At 71.1% G+C, this 21,244-nt stretch carries 26 protein-coding genes and 1 pseudogene; 14 read left to right on the top strand and 13 right to left on the bottom strand.

Annotated elements, in window-relative coordinates; translation table 11 throughout:
• Window positions 1–2: 2 nt before the first annotated feature.
• Complete coding sequence (locus tag F8S09_RS05080) at window positions 3–710, bottom strand: hypothetical protein (protein WP_152869446.1); 708 nt, start codon at window positions 708–710, stop codon at window positions 3–5.
• A 117-nt stretch (window positions 711–827) separates the two neighbouring features.
• On the opposite strand from F8S09_RS05080, the gene F8S09_RS05075 reads away from it, so the two are divergent.
• The 8 genes from F8S09_RS05075 (at window position 828) to F8S09_RS05040 (ending at window position 7,243) form a co-directional block, all read left to right on the top strand.
• Window positions 828–3,713, top strand: a complete 2,886-nt coding sequence (locus tag F8S09_RS05075) for a hypothetical protein (protein ID WP_322618539.1) — start codon at window positions 828–830, stop codon at window positions 3,711–3,713.
• Window positions 3,713–4,078, top strand: a complete 366-nt coding sequence (locus tag F8S09_RS05070; RefSeq protein ID WP_152869444.1) for a DUF3208 domain-containing protein — start codon at window positions 3,713–3,715, stop codon at window positions 4,076–4,078. Before F8S09_RS05075 ends, F8S09_RS05070 begins: the two co-directional genes overlap by 1 nt.
• On the top strand, window positions 4,075–4,287 hold the full coding sequence (locus F8S09_RS05065) for a hypothetical protein (protein WP_152869442.1): 213 nt from the start codon (window positions 4,075–4,077) through the stop codon (window positions 4,285–4,287). The genes F8S09_RS05070 and F8S09_RS05065 overlap by 4 nt, the downstream gene beginning before the upstream one ends.
• Window positions 4,284–4,853: a type 1 glutamine amidotransferase family protein gene (locus tag F8S09_RS05060; protein ID WP_152869440.1), complete on the top strand. Its 570-nt coding sequence runs from the start codon at window positions 4,284–4,286 to the stop codon at window positions 4,851–4,853. Before F8S09_RS05065 ends, F8S09_RS05060 begins: the two co-directional genes overlap by 4 nt.
• On the top strand, window positions 4,853–5,098 hold the full coding sequence (locus tag F8S09_RS05055; RefSeq protein ID WP_152869438.1) for a hypothetical protein: 246 nt from the start codon (window positions 4,853–4,855) through the stop codon (window positions 5,096–5,098). Before F8S09_RS05060 ends, F8S09_RS05055 begins: the two co-directional genes overlap by 1 nt.
• A gap of 53 nt (window positions 5,099–5,151) precedes the next feature.
• Entirely contained in the window at window positions 5,152–6,144 is a 993-nt protein-coding gene (gene hemB, locus F8S09_RS05050; protein ID WP_152869436.1) for a porphobilinogen synthase, read from the top strand.
• Window positions 6,141–6,680, top strand: a complete 540-nt coding sequence (locus F8S09_RS05045; protein ID WP_152869434.1) for a cyclin-dependent kinase inhibitor 3 family protein — start codon at window positions 6,141–6,143, stop codon at window positions 6,678–6,680. Before hemB ends, F8S09_RS05045 begins: the two co-directional genes overlap by 4 nt.
• A gap of 77 nt (window positions 6,681–6,757) precedes the next feature.
• Complete coding sequence (locus tag F8S09_RS05040) at window positions 6,758–7,243, top strand: hypothetical protein (RefSeq protein WP_152869432.1); 486 nt, start codon at window positions 6,758–6,760, stop codon at window positions 7,241–7,243.
• An 81-nt stretch (window positions 7,244–7,324) separates the two neighbouring features.
• Here F8S09_RS05040 and F8S09_RS05035 read toward each other — a convergent pair whose 3' ends face one another.
• Genes F8S09_RS05035 through sdhC form a run of 4 tightly spaced genes read right to left on the bottom strand, consistent with a single transcriptional unit; the run spans window position 7,325 to window position 10,642 of the window.
• Window positions 7,325–8,077 carry a succinate dehydrogenase iron-sulfur subunit gene (locus F8S09_RS05035; RefSeq protein WP_152869431.1) on the bottom strand — a complete coding sequence of 251 codons (753 nt, stop codon included), beginning with the start codon at window positions 8,075–8,077 and terminating at the stop codon, window positions 7,325–7,327.
• A 60-nt stretch (window positions 8,078–8,137) separates the two neighbouring features.
• Complete coding sequence (sdhA, locus tag F8S09_RS05030; RefSeq protein ID WP_152869429.1) at window positions 8,138–9,889, bottom strand: succinate dehydrogenase flavoprotein subunit; 1,752 nt, start codon at window positions 9,887–9,889, stop codon at window positions 8,138–8,140.
• 19 nt (window positions 9,890–9,908) lie between these two features.
• Entirely contained in the window at window positions 9,909–10,286 is a 378-nt protein-coding gene (locus F8S09_RS05025) for a succinate dehydrogenase hydrophobic membrane anchor subunit (protein WP_152869426.1), read from the bottom strand.
• Window positions 10,286–10,642 (bottom strand): succinate dehydrogenase, cytochrome b556 subunit, encoded by a 357-nt coding sequence (sdhC, locus tag F8S09_RS05020; RefSeq protein ID WP_152869424.1) that lies wholly within the window; start codon window positions 10,640–10,642, stop codon window positions 10,286–10,288. The genes F8S09_RS05025 and sdhC overlap by 1 nt, the downstream gene beginning before the upstream one ends.
• Window positions 10,643–10,950: 308 nt before the next feature.
• On the opposite strand from sdhC, the gene F8S09_RS05015 reads away from it, so the two are divergent.
• Entirely contained in the window at window positions 10,951–11,646 is a 696-nt protein-coding gene (locus F8S09_RS05015; RefSeq protein WP_152869422.1) for a hypothetical protein, read from the top strand.
• A gap of 88 nt (window positions 11,647–11,734) precedes the next feature.
• On the opposite strand, the gene F8S09_RS05010 is transcribed toward F8S09_RS05015, so the two are convergent.
• Window positions 11,735–12,244, bottom strand: a complete 510-nt coding sequence (locus tag F8S09_RS05010; protein ID WP_152869420.1) for a pyridoxamine 5'-phosphate oxidase family protein — start codon at window positions 12,242–12,244, stop codon at window positions 11,735–11,737.
• Between the two features lie 65 nt (window positions 12,245–12,309).
• Window positions 12,310–13,578, bottom strand: coding sequence for an MFS transporter (locus F8S09_RS05005; RefSeq protein ID WP_152869418.1), 1,269 nt, complete (start codon window positions 13,576–13,578; stop codon window positions 12,310–12,312).
• A 105-nt stretch (window positions 13,579–13,683) separates the two neighbouring features.
• Here F8S09_RS05005 and F8S09_RS05000 point away from each other — a divergent pair, with 105 nt between their 5' ends.
• Window positions 13,684–13,986 carry a hypothetical protein gene (locus tag F8S09_RS05000; protein ID WP_152869416.1) on the top strand — a complete coding sequence of 101 codons (303 nt, stop codon included), beginning with the start codon at window positions 13,684–13,686 and terminating at the stop codon, window positions 13,984–13,986.
• Window positions 13,987–14,042: 56 nt separating this feature from the next.
• Here the strand turns inward: F8S09_RS05000 and F8S09_RS04995 are convergent, their stop codons facing one another.
• A complete protein-coding gene (locus tag F8S09_RS04995) occupies window positions 14,043–14,405 on the bottom strand; it encodes a hypothetical protein (RefSeq protein WP_253580185.1) in 363 nt (120 codons plus the stop codon).
• Between the two features lie 74 nt (window positions 14,406–14,479).
• On the opposite strand from F8S09_RS04995, the gene F8S09_RS04990 reads away from it, so the two are divergent.
• Complete coding sequence (locus tag F8S09_RS04990; protein ID WP_152869414.1) at window positions 14,480–14,710, top strand: VF530 family protein; 231 nt, start codon at window positions 14,480–14,482, stop codon at window positions 14,708–14,710.
• A 3-nt stretch (window positions 14,711–14,713) separates the two neighbouring features.
• Here the strand turns inward: F8S09_RS04990 and F8S09_RS04985 are convergent, their stop codons facing one another.
• Together F8S09_RS04985 and hpt are read right to left on the bottom strand one after the other, a co-directional pair.
• Window positions 14,714–15,118 carry a hypothetical protein gene (locus F8S09_RS04985; RefSeq protein WP_322618538.1) on the bottom strand — a complete coding sequence of 135 codons (405 nt, stop codon included), beginning with the start codon at window positions 15,116–15,118 and terminating at the stop codon, window positions 14,714–14,716.
• A gap of 21 nt (window positions 15,119–15,139) precedes the next feature.
• On the bottom strand, window positions 15,140–15,667 hold the full coding sequence (gene hpt, locus F8S09_RS04980) for a hypoxanthine phosphoribosyltransferase (protein WP_152869412.1): 528 nt from the start codon (window positions 15,665–15,667) through the stop codon (window positions 15,140–15,142).
• A gap of 83 nt (window positions 15,668–15,750) precedes the next feature.
• Here hpt and trpC point away from each other — a divergent pair, with 83 nt between their 5' ends.
• Window positions 15,751–16,545, top strand: a complete 795-nt coding sequence (gene trpC / locus F8S09_RS04975; protein WP_152869410.1) for an indole-3-glycerol phosphate synthase TrpC — start codon at window positions 15,751–15,753, stop codon at window positions 16,543–16,545.
• Between the two features lie 2 nt (window positions 16,546–16,547).
• Entirely contained in the window at window positions 16,548–16,991 is a 444-nt protein-coding gene (locus F8S09_RS04970) for a hypothetical protein (RefSeq protein WP_322618587.1), read from the top strand.
• 7 nt (window positions 16,992–16,998) lie between these two features.
• Here the strand turns inward: F8S09_RS04970 and F8S09_RS04965 are convergent.
• Together F8S09_RS04965 and F8S09_RS04960 are read right to left on the bottom strand one after the other, a co-directional pair.
• Window positions 16,999–17,661, bottom strand: a pseudogene (locus tag F8S09_RS04965) (potassium channel family protein); the annotation flags it as partial.
• A gap of 39 nt (window positions 17,662–17,700) precedes the next feature.
• A complete protein-coding gene (locus F8S09_RS04960; protein ID WP_152869405.1) occupies window positions 17,701–19,104 on the bottom strand; it encodes a TrkH family potassium uptake protein in 1,404 nt (467 codons plus the stop codon).
• 77 nt (window positions 19,105–19,181) lie between these two features.
• On the opposite strand from F8S09_RS04960, the gene F8S09_RS04955 reads away from it, so the two are divergent.
• Window positions 19,182–20,270: a methyltransferase domain-containing protein gene (locus F8S09_RS04955; protein ID WP_152869403.1), complete on the top strand. Its 1,089-nt coding sequence runs from the start codon at window positions 19,182–19,184 to the stop codon at window positions 20,268–20,270.
• Between the two features lie 7 nt (window positions 20,271–20,277).
• Here the strand turns inward: F8S09_RS04955 and yedA are convergent, their stop codons facing one another.
• The gene (gene yedA / locus F8S09_RS04950) at window positions 20,278–21,177 is read right to left on the bottom strand and encodes a drug/metabolite exporter YedA (RefSeq protein ID WP_322618537.1); all 900 of its coding nucleotides are present in this window, start codon (window positions 21,175–21,177) and stop codon (window positions 20,278–20,280) included.
• Between the last annotated feature and the right edge of the window lie 67 nt (window positions 21,178–21,244).

The following is a 21,244-nucleotide window of genomic DNA, read 5'->3' as shown; positions in this document are numbered from 1 at the left end:
CTTTACAGCCCGGCCAGGGTCTTGCGTGCCTGCTCCAGATCGCGCTTCTCCCAGAAGGTGTCGGCGGGCAGGCTGACCGCCTTTTCCAGTTGGGTGCGGGCGCCCGCCTTGTTGCCCTGAAGCAGCAGGGCGTTGGCGTACTCGATGCGGTGCACGGCCGCGTTGGGTTCCAGCGCGATGGCCTTTTCGAAGTTGGGGTTGATCTGGTTGCGCTTGGCGCCCGTCGCCAGGGTCGCCACGGTGCCCTTGGAGACGAGGTTGGCGTGCCACAGCCCCAGCGCCACGTAGGCCGAGGCCATGTTGGGCTTGAGCTTGATGGCGGTGTCGAGGTTCTTCTTCATGTCGCCCGCCAGCCCCAGGCTGTTCAGGATGCCGCTGTACTGCGCCAGACGGCCCTGGGCGCGAGCAAGTTCGAAGTAGGCGTCGGGATTGTTCTTGTCGGCATTGATCGCCTGACGGGCGTAATCCTGCGCCTTCTGGAAGAGGCCCTTCTTGGCACTCTCGGCGCTCAGGCCTGCACCGGCGGTGGTGGCTTCGGCGGCCAGGGCGTAGCCCGCGCTCGTCTTCAGGGCGGCGGCGGCGGTCGCGGCCTCCTGCCACTTGCCCTGGTCGTACAGGGACTCGGCGGCGGCGAGCGACTGCGCCGAGGCGCTTCCGGCAGCGGCAAGGGCGAGGGTCAGCAGGGCAGGCACGGCAAACTTCTGGGACATGGGTGTTCCTCCTGGGGTCTGAACTGTGGGAAAACTGGACCGAGTATACACAGCCCCCCGCGCTGTCTGTCTGACGCGCCCGTCAGAAACCGGGGGGGGTGCTAGGCTCGGCTCACCGTGGACTGGAAGGCGACCCTGGCCGACTTGCGCCTGCACCTGCCGCCCCGCCACGAGCCGGGCCGGGGCCTGCGCGGCAGCCTGCGCTGGCTGGAGGCCGAACTGCGCGAGCGGGGCGGCAATCCGGCGGCGCTGCGCAACATCGTCTACCGCGACGTGGGCACCCCCCGCGACAAGGCGCTGCTGCGCGGCATCCTGGCCGACCTCGCGCGGGAGGCGGGCCGTCCGTTGGAGGCCGCCCCCCCTGACCCGGCCCCGCCCGCGCCGCTGTCCCCCGAACTTGAACTGCTGGGCCGCGCCAAGAAACGCGCCTACAAGCAGTTTCTGGCCGGGGTGCGGGCCGGGCGCTCGCCCCGGCTGATCGTGACCGGACGGCCGGGCGCGGGCAAGACCGTGCTGCTCGACCACCTGGAGTGGGCGCTGGGGGAGGTGCCGGGGCTGAGTGTGCGGCGGCTGGGGCTGGAGGGGGAGGTGGCCGACGTGCTGGGTCTGGTTCCGGCGGGCACCTCGTGGGCGGGGCAGGCGGCGGCGCAGGCGGAGGCGGCCCGCCGCGCCCTGCCCCCCGCGCCGGGCGTGCTGCTCGTCCGGGTGACGGCGGACGTGCGCTTCGGGGGAGAGTCGCCCCGCTCGCCCGACGGTCCCCTCACCCCGGCGGCGTGGGCGGCCGAGCACCTCCTGCGCCCCGCGCCCCCCGGCGTGGCGGTGCTGCTCGCGCTGGAGGACGCGGCGGGGCTGCCGTCCGGCGTGGCCGAGGTCATCGACCTGCGGCCCCCCACCCTCGCCGAGGCGCGGGCGTACCTGATGGCGCGGCTGGGGGTGTCCCGCGAACGGGCCGACGCCCTCGTGCGCGAGACGGGGCGGCACCTCGACCGCCTCGCGCTGCTGGCGGCGGGGGGGGACCCGGACCCGGCGGCCCCCCCCGCCCGCCTCCTTTCCGACCCCGACGTGCGGCGGCTGGCGGCGGCGGTATCGGCGCTGGAGGGCAGGACCCTGTGCCCCGAGCCTCTCGGGGCGGCGCTGGGGGTGGAGGTGGCGGCCCTGCCCCCCCACGCCCGCGCCCTGCTGCACCCACACCCGCAGGGGTGGACCCCGGCCCCGGCCCTCGCCGCCGCCCTCGCCGGGGTGCCCACCGCCGAGCGGGACGCGGCCCGCCGCCGCCTGACCGCCGCACCGCCCCACCCGGCCCTCGCTGCGGCGCGGCTGGCCGCCTTCGCGGGGCTGGGCAAGTGGGAGGCTCTCGCCCGCTGGCTCGCGGCCCATCCCGACGAGGCGCGGCACCTTCCCCCCCTGTGGCCGCGCGTGCGCCGGGGGGCGGCGGGCGAGGTGAGGGAAGCGCTGGCCCGCGCGGTCGCCGCCCACCACGCCGGGCGCGGCGAGTATGACGATCCGGGGGCACGCGACGCCCTCTTCACCCTGCTGGAGTCCGGGCGGGCGGCGGTGCGGGCCTGGGCGCGGGTCAAGCTCGCCGAGAGCAGCGTGGACGCGGGCAACTTCGAGGCGGCCAAGGCGGGCTTGAACCACCCCGACCTGTGCGCGGCCCTCGCCGGACCCCCCGACCCCTGGCAGGCGGCGGCGCAGGCGGACGCGCTGCTCGTGGAGGCGGCCCTGGCCCGCTGGCGCGGCGACCTGACGGCGGCCACCCGCGCCGTCACCGACCCGCGCACGGCGGCGGGGGGGGCGCGGGCAGAGCTGTGGCGCGGCCTCGTCGCCAAGGACCGGGGCGACTGGGAGGCGGCGCTGCGCGGCCTGCGCGGGGTGCCCGAGTCCAGCCCGCTGCTCTCGGCCCGCGCCCGCTACCAGGAGGGCGATCTCAGGTTGCGCCTCGGCCAGCCGCACGGGGCGCTGGACGCCCTGACCGAGGCGGCCGGACGGCTGGAGGCGGCCGGAGGCAGCGCCGAGGAGCAGGCCCGCGCCCTGGCCCGCGCCGCGACTGCCCTGCGGCGACTGGGCCGCCCCGCCGAGGGTCTGGAACGCTGGCGCTCGGCGCTGGCCCTCCTCGGGGACGGCACCTGGGACGGCGACGCGGTGCCCCGTGCCCGTCTGCTTAGCGAGGGGGTGCCCCTCCTGCTCGCGCTGGCCCGCCCGGACGAGGCGCTCGCGCTCGCCGCCGAGGCCCGCCGCCTGCTCGCCCGCCCCGGCCCGCGCCGCCCGGAGGCCGCCTACCGCACCCGCCGCACCGACTACCGGGTCGCGCTGGCCTACCTGACGCGGGGGGCCGGGCTGCCCTACCTCCAGCCTTTCGCCGGGCCGACGGCCGACCACCCCGACCTCGCCCACGCCCGCGCCCTGCTGGACCACCTCCTCGCGGCGCCCGCCGCTCCCGGCGACCGGGAGGAGGTGCTGCGCTTCGACCAGTGGCTCAGCCGCGCTCTGGCCGACCCTGACCCCCGGCAGGCGCTGGAGTTCACCGGGCGGGCGCTGGACCTGACCGACCACCCCTACGCGGGGGCGCAGGCCCACGCCCTCCACGCCGAGGCGCTGCTGCGGGCGGGGCGGGAGGAGGAGGCCCTGGGGCACATCAACCGTGCCCACGCCCTGCTGCGCCGGGTGCAGACCGGGCTGCCCGGCCCCCCCGATGCCGACCCCGGCCTGACGGCGGGCCTGCTGGCGCTGGAGGCCCGCGCGACCATCACTGACGGCCTCCCCACCCTGCGCTGGCTGCGCGGGGCACTCGCCGCCGACCCCGCCCTGGCCCCCTTTCGCCCCGGCGTGTGGCGCGAGGCGGGGCGGGCGCTGGAGGAGCGGCACCCCCAGCCGGAGGCCGTGCTGCGGGCGCTGCATCCCGGCTGGGAGCCGGGGCCGTGGCGGGTGTGCGACGCGCTGGTGCTGCTGGAGACCGCCTCATCGCGGACGGACGGCGAAGCCAGCGGGTATGCTGCCCCCTGATGACCTCTCCCGAAGAGTCCAGCGCTCCGGCCGGGGGCCGCGCCGCCGTGCGCCTGTTGCAAGGCTACCTGTGGCATCCCGAGAGTCTGGACGTGGACCTCGAACAGTTCCTGACCCACGACCTCGACGACGCGCACGCGCTGTGGGACGCGGTGCAGCCGCCCTTCGCCTTTTTCGAGAACGGCGAGCCGACCGCTTCCCAGACCTTCTACCAGTTCACCGTGTTGCGCCTGTACGACGAAAAGCCGGACGCCGACACCATGCACGCCCACGCCGAGGCCGCCAGCCACGCCCTGAACCCGCTGCTGGACGCCACGCCCCCCGGCGTGGGCTGGCAACTGTGGGAGGACCTGCGCGAGCTATGACTGCCGAGCGCCGCGCCCCTGACTGGCTGGACCTGCGCGTGGAGGGCGACCCTCACCCCCGCCGTTTTGACGCGCCCGAGACGCTGCGCGATTACCTCTTGCGGGTGGAGCGCCTGTCCGCCGAGGCCGCCGACCTGTTGCTGAGGCAGGGCGAGGTCGGCCCTCCCCACGCCCGCCGGGGCTACCGGGTGGAGCGGCTACGGCCATGACCGAAGTTCCTGCCACCGAAGGCCCCGTCGTCGCCATTCCCGTCTACGCCGGAGTCAGTGAACTGGAACTCGGCATGATGGTCGCTGTCTGCCGCCTGTGCGGGGGTGAGGGTCAGGCACGCACGGTGAGCCGTTCGCGGGCGAGCATCGTGACCGCCGGGGGCTTGGTGAGCACGCCCCATGTCCTGTACGCCGCCCTGCCCGAACCCGCCGCCCTGCTGATTCCCGGCGGTCCCGGCGCGGCGAAGGCGGCCCGCGACCCCCTGCTGCGCGAGTTTCTCGCCGGGCACGCGGCGTTGCCGACCGGGGCAAGTGGCAGCGGCCTGCTGCTCCCCGGCGCGGCGGGCACCCTGGCGGGCCGGGTGGTGGGCGGCCCCGCCGACCTCGCGGACACGCTCTGGGGCCACGCGCCCGCCGACGTGCGCCCCGGCGAGGTGGTGACCGACGGCCTCCTCACGACGACCCCCTCTGGCCTGCCTGCCCTGCACGCGGCCCTTGCGGTCGCCGCCCACGTCTGGGGCGAAGCCGCCGCGTGGGAGGCCGCCGAGCGCCTCGGCCACGCCTGATGCCCGGTGGGGGAGAGGACCGCGAGTACGTCACTCTGCCTCAACCGCCCGACGAGGCCACCCTCACTGCGCTGCTGGACATGCCGGGCGGTGCCTGTCTAAGCCTGGAGCGCGGTCAGGACGCGGCAGGCCGCTCGCGCGTAGTGATTGCGGTCGCCCACCCCGACCCGGAGGTTGTCGCCCGCACCCGGCAGAACCTGCTGCGGGCGTGTCTGGCGCGGGGAGTACGGGCCTTCGTCGTCTGATGGGCTGACCCGCGTTCCATTCCGCGCATTCCCGCTGCGCTAGCCTGCCTCCCATGCTGGAGCGTCCTCGTCGCCTGCGCCGCAGCGCTGGCCTGCGTGCCCTGACCCGCGAGGTCAGTCTCGCGCCCCACCACTTCATCCACCCCATCTTTGTCCACGAGGAAGAGGGCGAGACCCCCATCGCCACCATGCCCGGCGTGAGCCGCCACCCGGTCGCGGGGGCGGTCACCCAGGCGCGGGAAGCCCTGAGCCTGGGCATCCTCAGCGTGATCCTGTTCGGCATTCCCTCCCAGAAAGACCCCCAGGGCAGCGGGGCCTACGCCGAGGGCGGCGTCATTCAGCGGGCAGCGGCGGCGATCAAGGCGGAGGTGCCGGGCGTGACCGTCATTGCCGATACCTGCCTGTGCGAGTACACCGACCACGGCCACTGCGGGCCGCTGTGCCAGACGGGGGAAGGTGACTGGACCGTGGACAACGACGCCGCGCTGGAGCTGCTCGCCCGCACCGCCGTCTCGCAGGCCCGCGCCGGGGCCGACGTGGTGGCCCCCAGCGCGATGATGGACGGACAGGTCGGCGCGATTCGCTCTGCCCTGGACGCGGCGGGCTTCGAGCACGTGCCCGTCATGGCCTACGCCGTCAAATACGCCAGCGCTTATTACGGCCCCTTCCGCGACGCGGCGGGCAGCGCCCCCAGCGTGGGCAACCGGGCGTCGTATCAGATGGACCCGGCGGGCGGCGAGCGCGAGGCCCTGCGCGAGGCCCGGCTGGACGCCGAACAGGGCGCCGACTTCCTGATGGTCAAACCCGCGCTGGCCTACCTCGACATGCTGCGGGCGCTGCGCGAGAACTTCGACCTGCCGCTGGTCGCCTACAACGTCAGCGGCGAGTATTCGCTGATCAAGGCGGCGGCCCAGGCCGGGTACATGGACGAGCGCCGCACCGTGCTGGAGACCCTGACCGGGATGCGCCGCGCCGGGGCCGACGCGATCATCACCTATCACGCGCTGGACGCGGCCCGGTGGTTGCGCGAGGAGGGGGGCGCATGACCAGCGCCACTTCCCCCCTACGGGTGGACTGGGTGGACACCGGGCTGTGGCCGGGACGTCTGGGCCTGACCATCGCTCCCGGCAAGAAGGGCGAGAGCCTCTACCAACCTGGCGTGACCCACGAGCGCGATCTGGACGCCGATCTGACCCGGCTCGCGCAGGAGGGGACCACCGTCATCGCGCCGCTGCTGGAAGACCACGAGTTTGGGCTGCTGGGCATCCCTGACTACCACGAGCGAGTCGCGGAACGCGGGCTGACGCTGGTGGGCTGCCCCATCCGCGACGTGGACGTGCCGCGTGACCTCGACACGTTCAACTCCTTTCTCGATGAACTGATGGAACATCTGCTGGACGGCCGCGCTGTCGTCCTGCACTGCCGGGGCGGACTGGGCCGGGCGGGGCTGGTCGCCGCTTGCCTGCTGGTCCGCGCGGGAATGCCGCCGGAGCAGGCCATCACCCGCGTGCGCGAGGCCCGCGAGGGGGCCATCGAGACGGACGCGCAGGCCCGCTTCGTCCACGAGTTCGCCGAGCTGTAGGCCCTGCACTCCCGGTGCGGGTTCGGCGGTGTGGCGGGCGTCACCAAGCCTGCGCCGTGCCGGACTACGCTGGGGCCATGAAACAATTCACTGCCGTGGCCCTCGCCGCGCTGCTGGCCTCGTGTGCGCCCGCATTCACGGCGGTGCCGCCGGGCCGCGTCGTCAATGCTGCGACCGGGCAGGAGGGCACCGTCACTTTCGCGGCGGGCAGCCTGCGCCCCGGCTCACCTGCGACGGGGGCCGACAACGTGGTCCTGAACATCGGCGGGCAGACCTACACGGGCCGCGCGGCCGTGCTGGACGGAACCCTTGCCACCGCGCCCCTCGCCCTGAGCGTGGCGGTGGGCGGCACGGCGGGCACGGGCGGCTCGACCTTCGGCTGGGGCGCCCGCCTCGGCCCCGCCCCGCAGCCCCAGGGCACCCTCCGCGCAGGCAGCCTGATCGCCCGCACCGCTGGCCCCTCGCCCCGAACCCTGACCTGCACCCTGACCGTGGATGAGCGGGAGCGCGGCTTTGGGGAGTGCCGGGACGAGGCCGGGGTGCGGTACGTGATGCAGTTTTGAGCGACCAGCCGCCAGCCAGAACACGAAAAAGCAGAAGCCGTGAGGCCTCTGCTTCTTTTTGCTGGCGGCTGGCCGCTCTCCTTACGACTGCTGGTACATCACCGCCCGCTTGACTTCCTCGATGATCGTGGTGATCGGGATGTCGCGGGGGCAGGCCTCGGTGCAGTTGTAAGCGGTGCGGCAGCGCCAGACGCCCGTGTTCTGGTTCATGATGTTCAGGCGCTGGTTGGTGGCCTCGTCGCGGCTGTCAAAGATAAAGCGGTGCGCCTGCACGATGGCCGCCGGGCCGAGGTACGAGCCGTTCACCCAGAAAATCGGGCAGGAGGTCGTGCAGCACGCGCACAGGATGCAGTTGCTGGAGTGCTGCATCCGGTCGGCCTGAGCGGGCGACTGGATGCGCTCCCCGGCGGGGGGCGGCGACTCGTTGATGAAGTAGGGCATGATTGCCCGGTACGAGTCGAAAAAGGGGTCCATGTCGACCAGCAGGTCCTTCTCGACCTTCAGTCCGCGAATGGGCTCGACCGTCAGGGTGCCGCCGTCTTTGACCACGTCGCGCAGCAGCACCTTGCAGGCCAGGCGGTTGCGGCCCGCGATCATCATCGCGTCGCTGCCGCAGATGCCGTGCCCGCACGAGCGCCGGAAGGTGAGCGTGGGCTCGACGTACCACTTGACGTAGTTCAGCACGTCCAGCACGCGGTCGCTGGCCTGCGCCTCTACCGGGTAGGTTTCCCAGTGGGGCTTTTTGTCGGTTTCCGGGTTGAAGCGCAGAATCTTGACATTCACGCGCATGGGGGGCGTGGTGTGGGTATCGAGGGGAATGTGCTGTTCTGCCATTTCTGTTCCTCAGGAGTGGGGGAGGGAGGAGGCCGGGTGCCTTCCCTCCCCCCACCCCGGTTAGTACACGCGGGCTTTAGGCTCGAAGGCGTGGGTGTACCCCTTGAGGGCCACGTCCTTGTAGCCGATCAGCACCTCGCCGGGCTTGTTCAAATCCTTGTAGGCCATGGTGTGCTTGAGCCAGTTGACGTCGTCGCGCTCGTGGTAGTCCTCGCGGTCGTGGGCGCCGCGCGACTCGGTGCGGTTGAGCGCACTGGCGGTCATGGCCTCGGCGCAGTCGAGCATAAAGCCGAGTTCCATCGCCTCGATCAGCTCACTGTTGTAACGGCGGCCGGGGTCCGACACGCTGACGTGGCGGTAGCGGTCCTTGAGGTCCTTGATGATCTCGACCTGCCGCGCCATGTCGGGGCCGTTGCGGAAGATGCCGACGTTGTTCATCATCGACTCTTGCAGCTCGCGCCGGATCACGGCGGCGTTCTCCTTGCCGCTCGCCGCACGCAGGGCTTCCAGCGTCGCCACGCTCTCGCGCTCGGGGTCGGCGGGCATGTCCGCGTACTCGACCTGCCGGGCGTACTGCGCGGCGGCGGTCCCGGCCCGGCGCCCGAACACGATCAGGTCCCCGAGGCTGTTGGTGCCCAGGCGGTTGGCCCCGTGCAGCGACACGCAGGCCTGCTCGCCCGCCGCGTACAGCCCCTCGATGCTGCCGCCCGCGCCGTCACTGAGGCACAGCCCGTTGATGTCGGTCGGGATGCCGCCCATCGCGTAGTGCGCGGTCGGCTGAATCGCCACGAGGTCCTTGACCGGGTCCTGCCCCAGATAGGTCCGCGCCAGGTCGGTGATCTCCGCGAGCTTGCCCTCAATCACCTCACGCGGAAGGTGCGTCAGGTCGATATGCACGGCGTCCTTGTCCGCGCCGACGCCCCGGCCCTCGCGGATCTCGGTGATGATCGAGCGCGAGACAATGTCGCGCGGCGCGAGGTCCTTGATGGTGGGCGCGTAGCGCTCCATGAAGCGCTCGCCGTCCGCGTTGCGCAGGATGCCGCCCTCGCCGCGAATGCCTTCGGTGACCAGGATGCCCAGCTTGGCGAGGCCGGTCGGGTGGAACTGGTAGAACTCCATGTCCTCCAGCGGCAGGCCCTTGCGGTAGTAGATGCTCATCAGGTCGCCCGTCAGCGTCAGCGCGTTGGACGTGATTTTGAAGATGCGCCCGTACCCGCCCGCCGCCAGGATCACGGCCTTGGCGTGGAAGGTGTGGATCTCCCCGGTCGCGTAGTGGTAGGCCACGACGCCCCGGCAGCGCCCCTCCTCGATAATCAGGTCGGTGACATGGAACTCGTTGTAGAAGGTGGTGCCTTCCTTGACGTTCTGCTGAAACAGCGTCTGGAGGATCATGTGCCCGGTGCGGTCCTGCGCGTAGCAGCTTCGCTCGACCGCCGCCTTGCCGAAGTCACGGGTGTGGCCGCCGAACTTGCGCTGGGCGATCTTGCCTTCCGGCGTGCGCGAGAAGGGCAGGCCCATGTGCTCGAGTTCGTACACCGCGTCAATGATGTCCTTGGCGAACACCTCGGCGGCGTCCTGATCGGTCAGGTAGTCGCCCCCCTTGATGGTGTCGAACATGTGCCATTCCCAGTGGTCTTCTTGCACGTTGCCCAGCGCCGCGCCGATGCCCCCCTGCGCGGCCCCGGTGTGCGAGCGGGTGGGGTACAGCTTGGTGATGCAGGCGACCGAGGCGCCTCCCTTGGCGGCGTAGAGGGCGGCCATCAGTCCTGCGCCGCCCGCCCCCACCACCAGTACGTCGAAACGATGGTGCATTGGTTCCGTCCTTTAAGCCTTAGATCGAGAACAGCCCGACGGTGCCCAGCGTAAAGATCACCGCGCTGATCGTGTAGAAGATGGTCTTGACCCACGCCCGGTTGGGCCGCGAGCGCACGTAGTCCTCGATGGAATACCGCGCCCCGTTGACCCCGTGCAGCATGGTCAGGGCCAGGATGGTCCAGTCGTAGAACTTCCAGGCCGGGTTTTGCAGCTTGGCGACGACCGCCGTGTAGGTGGCGTCGGACTCGCTGACCTGGATGAAGGTCATGTAGATGTGCCCCAGCACCAGAAAGACCAGAATCAGGCCGCTGATGCGCATGAAGATCCACCAGTTCAGCTCGGCGTTGGAGTGCGACTGCTGCCGGGCGTCGGTGAAGGTGCGTGCGCGAATCATCAGTAGCCCCCCAGGATGCGCGGGATGTTCACCCAGGTGGTGTAGGCAGTCGCCATCAGCGTCAGGGCCATGACGCCGTACCACATCTGGCGCTGGTAGGCCACGCCCCGGCCGGTAAAGTCCATCACCATGATGCGCAGGCCATTCAGGGCGTGGTAGACCACCCCGGCCGTCACCAGAATCAGCCCCACCCGGAACGGCCACAGGTCGTACAGGTGGTGCACCGCCATATACACGTCCTCGCCGAACATAATCAGGCTGATGCTGACCACGTGCAGCAGGAAGTAAGCCAGAATCGCCAGCCCCGACAGGCGGTGAAGCAGCCACGCCCACTGCCCTTCTCTTCCTCGGTACATTCCCTCAGTCCTCCTCTTCCTTGGTGCCTTCCCTGCATTCCTTCTGGCAGGGCGGGGGCCGCGGCGTGCCCGGCGGTCCGCGTGCTTCCCACTTCCTACAGAGGAGAAGCCGCGCCGCGCCGTTGCAGACAGGCCACACGATACCACCGCCCAGCGAAGCTGCCTCGCGGCCATATTCATGTCGCCTGCGGATGCCCGCTCACTCTAGAGCAGCCTGCTGCCCACAGCTGACGCCGACCCCACAGTCTCCGCCTCTGCCCCCGCCTGCCCCCTCGTCACGCCCCGCCCGGACGCGCTAGGGTGCCCCCATGACGCGGCCCGACGCGCAAGTCCCCCCGCCCGCCCCCTCCGCCACCGAGGTGGAATACGTCCGCAAGCTCTCGCTGGCGATTCTGAGCACCCTGCAAGCCAAAGGGCTGCTGAGTGCCGACGAGGTCGACGCGGTTCTGATCGCTGCCCGCCGCGCGGCCCAGGGGGCGCCCGTCGCCACTCCGGCCCCGGCCGCCCCCCGCCCCCTGGCGGCCCCGGCCATGCAGGTCACGGTTCAGCCCGCCACGTCACTGACTTTCCACGCCCACGCCCGCGCTCTCCAGGCCGAACCGGAGGTCGGCACGCCGCCCGCCGTGGACGCAGTGGAGGAGGTGCCTGACCCTTCCTCCGGCGAGGCGCAGGCGACCGAGTCCCCCGAACCGCTCACGGTCGAGGCACCCTCCCAGCCCACCGAACTCGGGCCAGACACGGTGGGGGACGGCACGGTCCCTTCTGCCGCTCTGGAGGCGCCGGAAGCCAGCCCCGTGCCCCCGCAGGTGCCTGAACCTGAAGCCGGGTCGGTCGAGCCGCCCGCCCAGACCATCGTCATCGGGCCGGATGAGGTGGAGGAGAGGACAGACCCGGAGACGGCGACCGCCGCCGCAGACGACCTCGTGCTGGACGGCCCCACACAAACCAAACCCACCGAGGAACCCAAGCCCGCCGTGCCGACCTTCGACCTGAAGCTGGACTGAGGGGCGGGGGCAAGCAGGCAGCAAAGAAAAAAGAAAGGAGAGGCGGGGAATCCCCCCTCGCCTCTCTCCGTGGGCTTGAATCCCGGGCTCAGAACTCGACGGTTTCGTTGGTGCCCAGGTCAGTCGCGGGCTTGCCGGTCACGGCGGCGCGGGCCATCTGGAGCATGCTCTTGAGCTTGCCGTCGCTGCCCCAGTATTCGCCGCCCTGCGCCTCGATCTTGATGAGCTGCACGCTGGGGTCGTCGATGCCGCCGGGGAAGTACGCCTTGTAGAAGTCACTCCACAGTTCTTCGAGCTTGGCGCGGTTCTCCACGAGCTGCGCCACGCCGCTGATGCTGACGTAGTTGCCGCCGCCGTGGTCCGAGTAGCTGACGTTCACGTTGGGCCGGACCATCATGCTCTGCACCTGCTGGGTGTCCTTGCCTCCGATAAACCACACGTCACCGTCGAACTCGGTCTGCTGGGTGGTCATGGGGTGGGCCTGAAGGTGGCCGTCTTCGGTCTCGACCGTCAGCATGGCGAACTTGACGCCCTTCATGACGGCGGCCATCGCCTTGATGGTTTCCTCGCGGGTGGGGTGGTCGCTACTTTGGCTCATGTCCGAACCCTGCCACAGCGTCCCCCCCGCTTTGTAGGGGGAGCCGTACCGTCTCAAGGTTGTCTTCAGGCGGCCCTCTCATGCACCCGGTCGGGCACGTTCCGCACCAGGATCACTCCTGCCAAGAAAAAGAGGGCGGCGAGGCCGAACACCAGCGTGTAGCCCAGGTTGCCGCCCTGCGCGTTGCCCCAGTCCAGCAGCGCACCCTGCGGGGCACTGGAGAGCTGCGGCGCGACAAAGGCCACGTGCCAGATGCCCATGTCGCGGGCGTAGCTGCCCGCACTCGGCATCGCGTCGCTGCCCAGCGCCCAGTCCACGCTGGTAAAGGCCCCGAAGCCCAGCCCGAAGACCACTGCGAGCGCGAGCGCCGCCGGAAAGCCGGGCGCGACGAGCAGCAGCAGCGCCGCCGCCGCCATCAGCCCGCCCGCCACGTAGATCACCGGTTTGCGGCCCACCCGGTCACTCATCCGCCCGCCGACGAGCGCCGAGGCGATGCTCCCCACGATGATGCACGCCAGCATGATGGAGGTACTCGTCCCCGCGTCCTGTTGCCGCAGCACGTCCGCGTTGTAGTACTGGAGGAAGGGCTGCACGCTGTACTGCCCCAGCGCGAACAGCACCCGTGTCACGAAGACCCAGAAGAAGGGCGCGTAGGCGAAGAGTTGCGCCCAGCTCAGCTTCGGGGCTTGTTCCGCCCCCTCGACCCGGTCGAGGTGCGCGGGCACGCCCCGAAGGGTCACGAGCGCTGGGACGAGCAGGAACAGGGCGATCAGCGCGAAGGACGCCCACGACGGCAGCCCCAGCGCCCCCAGCCCGAAGGCGGCGACCGCGCCCAGCAGTTGCCCGAAGGCCTGAAGCATCGCCATCACGCCGCTGTAACGCCCACGCTGCTGGGGCGCGACGAGTTGCGGAATCAGGGCGCTGTAGGGGGCGGTCGCGTAGTTGTTGCCGAACTGCACCAGCATGAACCCCAGCACGTACACCCAGAAGCCGCCCACTCCCGCCAGGGCCGTCGCCGCGAAGCCCATCACCGCCAGCCCCGCCAGATTGACCGCCAGCCCCAGCCGGATATACGGCAGCCGCCGCCCGCTGCGGTCGCTCCTGGCCCCGATGATGGGCGGCAGCACCAGCCCGATCACGGCCCCGACCGCCACCAGCGCACCGAGATAGCTGCCTTTTTGCTCCTCGCCCACGAAGCGCACCACGTCGGCGGGCATCAGGATCAGCAGCAGCAGCAGCCAGTGAAAGGCGGTCCCGAACCAGAAGGCCGACAGCGCCCACGGGCTCACGGGAGTGACGGCGGGCGGACGCACGGGCGGCTGGGTTGCGGTCATGTGGGGCCGAGTATAGGCGCCGGGCCTTTACCGCCCCTTCACCCGCCCATAGGGGTGTGTTGCGAACAGCAGTCGGCGCTCACGGTGGCGCGGCAGACTGCCCGCATGACTGCGCCTGTGAACCTCGAAAAAGCCCTCGCCGCCTTCCGCACCGCCTTCACCTACGAGCATCCGGAGGGCATTCAGATCACCCCGCAAGTCGCCGGGGACGAGCTGCGCGTCGAGGTGCGTCACCAGGACGTGAACGCCCTGCGCGGCTTCGACGTGATCGCCCAGCCGCTGGAAACCGAGGAGCGAGATGCCCAGCAGCTCGGCGAGGACATCGCCCGCGTCGTCGAGCAGGAGCTGATGTACGGCCAGCTTCCCGTCGTGGGCGAGGACGGGGCCTTCCGGCGCATCGTCGTCTGACTCTTGCCATGAAGAGGGCCGCCCACGTCGCTGTAGGCGGCCCTTTGCTTGAAGTCTCAGATCGGCTTGCGCAGCGTGGCGAACACCAGCCCGAAAATCCAGCACAGCAGGATCAGGCCGATCAGGGACGCGTCGAGGTTGAAGTCGGGCCGCAGCGCGTCGCCCGTCACCTTGAACACGCCGTAAGGGGCCAGCCACCCCAGCGCGTAGATAGACGCCCGGCGCAGGAAGGGCCGGGTACTCGCCGCGACGGGGAAGAGGCGGGCGGGGAGCAGCATGGCGGGCAGCAGCAGCAGTTGCGAGAGCCAGAACCACAGCGGCAGATTGCCGAAACCGTGTTCAAATCCGGCGAACAGCACGTTGAGGGCCGCAATCAGCAGGCCCGTCACGATCATGGAGCGCAGGAGCAGGGGATTCACCCGCGCATGTTGTCACAGGCATTCAGTCGGGGGGCCGGGGTACGGGGTCCCGCCCCCTGTGACAACATGGCCGGATGACCCATTCCTCGCCCGATCCCCTCCACGGCGTCACCCTCCAGCAGGTCGTGGAGCGCCTCGCCGGGCACTACGGCTGGGAGGAACTGGCCCGGCGGGTGCCCGTCCGCTGCTTTCAGAACGACCCGTCGGTGTCCTCCTGCCTGAAATTTCTGCGCCGCACGCCGTGGGCACGGGCAAAGGTGGAGGCGTTGTACGTGGCCCTGGTGCGCGACGAGCGGGAAACCTGAGCCTCAGCGCCCGCTCAGGGTGACCCGCGTCTGCGGCCCCGGCAGCCGCTCGGCCACGTACTGAATCTGCTCGCTGCCCCGGTTCAGCAGCGCGGCGAATTCGTCGTCGTCGCGGTAGAGGCCTTCCGGCCCGCCCTGGGGGACATAGCCGCCCGCCTCCAGGGCGGGAATGAGCACGCGGGGGCGCCAGCCCGGCAGCACGTACTGCTCGACCCGCGCGTAGCCCGAGCGCACTTCCTCCCGGTAGGAACGGCTCTCCGGGCAGGCGGGGGCGGCCCCGGCGGGCAGGGGAGAGACGCCCCAGACCCGGCCCGGTTCCTCGATGCAGTACAGCGGCCCCCGCCAGCGGCTCTCGCTCACCTGCCAGACGCCCACTCCCGCCAGCAGCGCGGGGACGACCAGCAGCACAGGCCATCCCCAGCGCACGGCTCAGGCCTGGCTGGTGATAAAGGGCAGGTTGCGGTCGAACTGCGAGCGGTCCAAGCCGTAGCCGTAGACAAAGGCGTCGGGGATGGTAAAGCCCAGGTACTCCACCGGCACCTCGACCCGGCGGCGACTGGGTTTGCTCAGCAGGGCCGCGACCTTGAGGCTGGCCGGGCCGCGCCCCTGGAGGTAGTGCAGCAGGTAGTTCATGGTGATGCCCGTATCCACGATGTCCTCGACCAGCACGACGTGCCGCCCACTGATCGGGAATTGCAGGTCCTTGACGAGCTTGACCTCGCCGCTGGACTGCTTGGCGTCCCCGTAGGAGCTGGCCTGGAGAAAATCGATGGTGCAGGGCATGCCGATGGCCCGCACGAGGTCGGCGTGGAACATGAATGCGCCGTTCAGCACGCAGATCAGGTGCGGGTCCTTGCCCGCGTAGTCCTGCCGCATGCGGGCGCCGAGTTCCTGAATGCGGGCCTGAAGTTGCTCCTGCGTGATCTGCACGGGGCCGTTGCCGGGGGCGAGGCTCATATGGGGTTCAGGCTAACACGGGTCTTCCGGTACGGGGCGCCCGGCGGGAGGAAGCCCCCCCACCGCCCTATACTCCCGCCCATATGACCGCCCAGCCGCTGCCCGAGTCCCCCTCCATTCCCGGCGTCCTGGGCCGCATCGTGCACGAGCGGGTGGCCGATTACCAGGGGGCCGACCCCCGGCTGGGGCCGGGGCGGACGCGGGCGCGGGCCTTCCACGCGGCCCTGTCGCGCCCCGGCCTCGCCCTGATCGCAGAGGTGAAGCGGGCCAGCCCCAGCCAGGGGGCCATCGCGCCGCTGGACCCCGCTGACGCCGCCCGCGCTTACGTCTCGGGCGGGGCCGCCGCCATCAGCGTGCTGACCGAGCCGAGGCACTTCGGCGGCAGCCCGGAGGCGCTGCGCGAGGTCGTGGGGTCTGTCACTGCTCCAGCACTCCGCAAGGACTTCGTGGTTCACCCCGCCATGCTGCGCGAGGCCGCCGACTGGGGCGCCTCGGCCGCGCTGCTGATGGTGAGCGTGCTGGGGGAGGCGACGGGAGAGTATTTGCGGGCCGCCCACCACGTCGGCCTCGACGCCCTGGTCGAGGTGCACGACGAGGCCGAACTGGAGGTCGCGCTGGCGACTGGGGCCGAGATCATCGGCGTGAACAACCGTGACCTGCGGTCCCTGGAGATTGACCTGTCAGTCAGCCCCCGCTTGATTCGCCGGGCGCGGGAGGCGGGCTTCATGGGCCTGCTCGTCGCGGAGAGTGGCTACCGGAGTGCCGCCGACCTCGCGGGCGTGCGCGGGCTGGCCGACGCGGTGCTGGTGGGCAGCAGCCTCGCCGGAAGCGGTGACTTGGAGGGGGCGACGCGGGCGCTGCTGGCGGGGGACGCTTGACTGTGCTGCCCACCCTCTACCTGCTGCTCGCGCTTGCTCTCGCTGGGGCGCTGGTCGCGCTCCTGCTACGCCCCGGCTCGGCGCGGGCGGGCGTGGTCTGGGGACTGGCGGCGGGGCTGCCCCTGCTCGCGGCGCTGGCGGGCGCCTTCGCGGGTCAGTCGCGGGCCGTGCGGGTGCTGGAGGGCTACGCGCCTGCCCCCGTTCCCGTCGTCCTCGTCCACGGCGTTCGCCGCACCACCCTGACCCTGAGCGCCGCAGACGCGGCCTGCGTGGAGCGGGCACTGCGCCTCGGGGTGAGGAGCGAGCTGCGGACCACCGGACAGCCCATCCCCCTGACCGGCGAGACGCGGGTGGAGGGTGCCCTTCCTCCCACCGAGATCGTGGGGGCCCTGACCCTCCGGGGCCTGACGTGCCCCAACGTGCGGGCGGTGCCGGAAGAGGGCTGAGCGCCCCTCAGTCCCCCAGATAGCGCCGCAACTCGTCCAGCGAGTGCCCGGTCCCGATCACGACCAGTTTGTCGTGCGGTCGCAGCTCGTCCTCGGCGCGGGGGGTCACCTCGATCTTGCCGCCCCGACTCACCGCGATGACCTGCACGCCGAAGCGCCCGGTCAGGTTGAGGTCGCGCAGCCGCCCACGCAGCCGCTCGTTGGCCTCAATTTCCACGATGGCGTAATCGCCCCCGAGGTCCAGCGTGTCCACGATGTTGGGGGTGGCGATCTGGCGGGCCAGCCGCACGCCCATATCGTGCTCAGGCCGGATGACGAGGTCCGCCCCGATGCGCTCCAGCACCCGCCGGGCCATCTCGTCCACCGCCTTGGTGACCACGTAGGGCGCCCCCAGGCTCTTGGCATTCATGGTCGCCAGGATGTTGGCCTGCACGTCGGTCCCGATGGCGACGACCACCACGTCAAAGTCGCCCACCCCGATGGCCCGCAGCGCCCGCTCGTCGGAGGCGTCCACGACGGCCGCGTGCGTCACGAGGTTCATCACCCGCTCCACGTTCTCCTCGCTGCGGTCCACGGCGACCACCTCGTGCCCCATCTCGTAGAGGGTGGTTGCCACGGCGGTCCCGAAGCGGCCCAGCCCGATCACCAGGCATTGTTTGGTTTTCATGCGTGCGGCCTCATGCTGGGAGACAGGGTAGCGGGTGAGCGCTCACCCCACCAGGATGTCGCGCTCGGGCGGGTACTTGATTGCCCGGCTCTGCTGGCTGCGCAGGCTGAAGGCCACCGCGAAGGTCACCGGCCCGATGCGTCCCAGGTACATCAGCACGGTCAGGATGATCAGGCCGGGATCGTTGATGAGGGGGGTGGTGTTCATGGACAGGCCCACCGTCGCCGCCGCGCTCACCGTCTCGAACAGCAGGTGCGTGAAGCCGAGGTTCGGGTTGGTCGCCAGCAGCGCGAAAAAGGCGGTGGCGACCATCAGGGTATACAGGGTGGTCACCGTGGCGGCCCGGACGAGGTTCTCGGGCAGGATGCGCCGCCCGAACACGATCAGGTCGCCCCGCCCCCGCACCATGTTCCACGCGCTGCCCACCAGAATGGCGAAGGTACTCGTCTTGATGCCCCCCCCCGTCGAGCCGCTGTTGGCTCCGATAAACATCAGCCCCATCAGCAGAAAGAGGCTGGCACTCGTCATGGCCGAGATGTCCACTGTGGCGAAGCCGCCCGAGCGCGGCGTCACGCTCTGGAAGAAGGCGGCGAGCAGTTTCCCCCCCGTGTCCAGCGGACCGAAGGTGCGGGCATTGCCCCACTCCAGCGCGAGCAGTAGCACGGCCCCCAGCAGAAGCAGCAGCCCGGTCGTGACCAGCGTGATCTTGGAGTAGGTCAGCAGCCGGGTGCGCCGGGGCTGGCGCAGGTGCCCCAGCACGTTGAGCTGTACCAGAAAGCCCAGCCCGCCCAGCACGATCAGGCTGCTGACCGTCAGGCTGACGAGGGGATCGGCGGCGTACTGCCCCATCCCACCCGGCACCACCACGAAGCCCGCGTTGTTGTACGCGCTGACCGAGTGGAACACGGCCTGATACAGCCCTTCCCCCAGCCCGAACTGCGGCACGAAGCGCAGGGCGAGCAGCGCGGCCCCCGCCGCCTCGGCCACGAAGGTGTACAGGAAGATGGTGCGGATCAGGGGCAGGACTCCGCCCACGTCCAGCGCGTTGATCTGCTGCACGAGGTGCTGCCGCTCGGAGAAATTCACCCGCCGCCCGGTCAGGAACGCGAACAGCGTCCCGAAAGTCAGGATGCCCAGCCCGCCCACCTGCGAGAGCAGCAGGATCAGCAGTTGGCCGGGCCGGGTAAACGCCTCGCCCGTGTCGGCGACCACCAGCCCGGTGATGCAGATCGCGCTCGTGGCGGTAAACAGGCGGTCCACGAAGTTCAACTCCGCCCCCGGTGCGACCACCCCCGGCAAGTGCAGCAGCGCCGTGCCCAGCGCGATGCCCACGAGGTACACCAGCGCGATAAGTTGCGGCGGCGTGAAGCGGGCCACGAGCGCCCGGCGGGGCCGCCCGGAGGCGCGCGGCCACGAGGTGGAGGGGGGATGCGGGGGGCGGGTCATGCGGGAACGCGCGATTCTACACCCGCGCAGACTCTGAAGGCCCCGGCAGGGCGGCCCGCCCCGTATACTGCCCTGCTATGCCCCGCCCCGCCCGCGTCAACCCGTCCCGCCAGAAAAATCCGACCTTCACCCGGCCACAAAAGCCCAAGGGCGACCACCGCGCCCGGCAACCCGCCCACGAGTACGCCCTGGAGGCCCTGCCCGGCCTGGAGGAAGTCGCCGCCGAGGAACTGCGCGGGGTGCCGCTGGCCCGCGACCTGCGGGGCCTGCGCTTCTGGTATCCCGGCGACCCCGAGCGCCTGACCCGGCTGCGCGGGGCGGTCGCGGCCTACCGGGTGCGGGCCTGGGACGTGCCCCGGCCGCGCGGCCTGCTGGGGCACCAGCAACTCGGGGAGCTGACGGCCTTTCTGGGGGAAGTCGTGCGCTGGGGCGGGCACCGGTCCTTCCGGCTGGCGGCGGCGGGCCGCGAGTCGGCGGTGATGATCCGGCTGGCCGAAGAACTGTCGCGGGGGCTGGACCTCCCCTTTGACCCGGAAGAAGGCGAGCTGCTCGTCCGGCTGCGCCCCCAGGAGGGCGGCCCCGGCTGGGAGGTGCTGGCTCGAATCACTCCCCGGCCCCTCTCCGCGCGGGCGTGGCGGGTGTGCAACCGGGGCGGTGGCTTGAACGCGACGATTGCCTACGCCCTGCACCGCCTCGCTGGGGTACGCGAGGAGGACCGCGTCTTCAACCCGATGGCGGGCAGCGGCACCCTCCTCGTGGAACGTGCCCTGCTGGGACCGTCGGCGGCGATGGTGGGTGTCGACATCGACCCGGGGGCCGTTGCCTGCGCCCGCGCCAACCTCCAGGCCGCCGGGCGGGAGGTGGAGGTCGCGGAGGTGGACGCCCTGGCGACGGGCCTGCCGCCCCGCTCCTTCGACCTGATCGTCTGCGACCTGCCCTGGGGCGACGCCATCGGCTCGCACCGGGCCAACGCCGCGCTCTACCCCGCCTTCCTGACCGAGATGCACCGCCTGTTGTCGCGGCACGGCCGCCTCGCGGTGGTCACCCACGAGATCCGGCTGTTCGAGGGGTTGCTGCGCGATCAGGACCGCTGGCATGTCCGCGAACTGTTTCAGGTCTACAGCGGCGGGCATCATCCCAAGGGGTATCTGCTCAGCAAGCGGTGAGGCGTCCTCACGCCTCTGGCCCCACCGCCCCCCCACGCGGCCACACCACCAGCACTACCCCCGCCAGAATCACGGCGAGCGCCAGCCACCCCAGCCCGGTCAGGCTTTCTCCTCCCAGGCCGACGCCCAGCAGCACGGCCACGACCGGGTTGACGTAGGCGTAACTCGTCGCCAGTGCGGGGCGGGTGTGCGCCACGAGGTACATGTAGGCGCTGTAAGCGACGAGGCTCCCGAACACCGCCAGGTACGCCAGCGCCCACAGGCTGGCCGGGGTGGGCGTGCCCCAGCGTTCCCCCATCACGAGGCTCATTCCTCCCAGCAGCACGGCGCCGGTCAGCATCTCGGCGGCGCTGCCCATCAGTCCGGCGGGGAGGGGCAATCGGCGCGACCACTGGCTGCCGAAGGTCCAGCACAGAGGGGCCAGTATCAGCAGCCCGGCCGCCAGCGGTGTGGCCCGCAGCTCGCCCACGTTCAGCAGTACGATGCCCACCAGCCCGATCCCGATACCCACCCACTCGCGCCCGCTGGTGCGCTCGCCCCACAGCCGCGCGAAGAGGGAAGCGAACAGGGGAGACACCGCGATCACCATCGCCGCCACGCTGCTGCTCGCGTCGCGCTCGGCCAGGGTGACCAGCCCAGTGCCGCCGCCCAGTAGCAAGAGGCCCACCAGCGCCGAGGCCCGCCACTCCCTCGCGGTCGGCCTCGGCGCCCCGCGCCAGCGCAGAAACGCGTACAGCAGCGCCCCCGCCGCCAGAAAGCGCAGCGAGAGCATGCCCATCGGCGGCAGGCTCCCGATCGCCACCTTGATGCCGAAATAGGTGCTGCCCCACAGCACATACACCAGGGCGAGGCACAGCAGGACGGTGGGGGTCAGGCGGGCGGTGCGGGAGGCGGGGACGGAGGTCACGCGCCGAGCATAGGCTGACCGGGGGGTGAGGGCCGCGCGGGCGTCCCGCATCGCGGGCGGGGGACCA

Source organism: Deinococcus terrestris, from assembly GCF_009377345.1.
GTDB lineage: Bacteria > Deinococcota > Deinococci > Deinococcales > Deinococcaceae > Deinococcus > Deinococcus terrestris.
The sequence above is the reverse complement of the archived record's forward strand: the minus strand, read 5'-3'. Positions and strand labels throughout refer to the sequence as shown.

Coding starts and splice junctions, on each gene's coding strand:
- F8S09_RS04955 (WP_152869403.1), top strand. CDS start 19,182: ATGCCCCGCCCCGCCCGCGTCAACCCGTCCCGCCAGAAAAATCCGACC.
- F8S09_RS05000 (WP_152869416.1), top strand. CDS start 13,684: ATGACTGCGCCTGTGAACCTCGAAAAAGCCCTCGCCGCCTTCCGCACC.
- hemB (WP_152869436.1), top strand. CDS start 5,152: ATGCTGGAGCGTCCTCGTCGCCTGCGCCGCAGCGCTGGCCTGCGTGCC.
- F8S09_RS05070 (WP_152869444.1), top strand. CDS start 3,713: ATGACCTCTCCCGAAGAGTCCAGCGCTCCGGCCGGGGGCCGCGCCGCC.
- F8S09_RS05035 (WP_152869431.1), bottom strand. CDS start 8,077: ATGGCAGAACAGCACATTCCCCTCGATACCCACACCACGCCCCCCATG.
- F8S09_RS05040 (WP_152869432.1), top strand. CDS start 6,758: ATGAAACAATTCACTGCCGTGGCCCTCGCCGCGCTGCTGGCCTCGTGT.
- F8S09_RS05045 (WP_152869434.1), top strand. CDS start 6,141: ATGACCAGCGCCACTTCCCCCCTACGGGTGGACTGGGTGGACACCGGG.
- F8S09_RS04990 (WP_152869414.1), top strand. CDS start 14,480: ATGACCCATTCCTCGCCCGATCCCCTCCACGGCGTCACCCTCCAGCAG.
- F8S09_RS05025 (WP_152869426.1), bottom strand. CDS start 10,286: ATGATTCGCGCACGCACCTTCACCGACGCCCGGCAGCAGTCGCACTCC.
- sdhA (WP_152869429.1), bottom strand. CDS start 9,889: ATGCACCATCGTTTCGACGTACTGGTGGTGGGGGCGGGCGGCGCAGGA.
- F8S09_RS04960 (WP_152869405.1), bottom strand. CDS start 19,104: ATGACCCGCCCCCCGCATCCCCCCTCCACCTCGTGGCCGCGCGCCTCC.
- F8S09_RS05065 (WP_152869442.1), top strand. CDS start 4,075: ATGACTGCCGAGCGCCGCGCCCCTGACTGGCTGGACCTGCGCGTGGAG.
- hpt (WP_152869412.1), bottom strand. CDS start 15,667: ATGAGCCTCGCCCCCGGCAACGGCCCCGTGCAGATCACGCAGGAGCAA.
- F8S09_RS05015 (WP_152869422.1), top strand. CDS start 10,951: ATGACGCGGCCCGACGCGCAAGTCCCCCCGCCCGCCCCCTCCGCCACC.
- F8S09_RS05080 (WP_152869446.1), bottom strand. CDS start 710: ATGTCCCAGAAGTTTGCCGTGCCTGCCCTGCTGACCCTCGCCCTTGCC.
- F8S09_RS05060 (WP_152869440.1), top strand. CDS start 4,284: ATGACCGAAGTTCCTGCCACCGAAGGCCCCGTCGTCGCCATTCCCGTC.
- F8S09_RS05010 (WP_152869420.1), bottom strand. CDS start 12,244: ATGAGCCAAAGTAGCGACCACCCCACCCGCGAGGAAACCATCAAGGCG.
- F8S09_RS05055 (WP_152869438.1), top strand. CDS start 4,853: ATGCCCGGTGGGGGAGAGGACCGCGAGTACGTCACTCTGCCTCAACCG.
- F8S09_RS05005 (WP_152869418.1), bottom strand. CDS start 13,578: ATGACCGCAACCCAGCCGCCCGTGCGTCCGCCCGCCGTCACTCCCGTG.
- sdhC (WP_152869424.1), bottom strand. CDS start 10,642: ATGTACCGAGGAAGAGAAGGGCAGTGGGCGTGGCTGCTTCACCGCCTG.
- trpC (WP_152869410.1), top strand. CDS start 15,751: ATGACCGCCCAGCCGCTGCCCGAGTCCCCCTCCATTCCCGGCGTCCTG.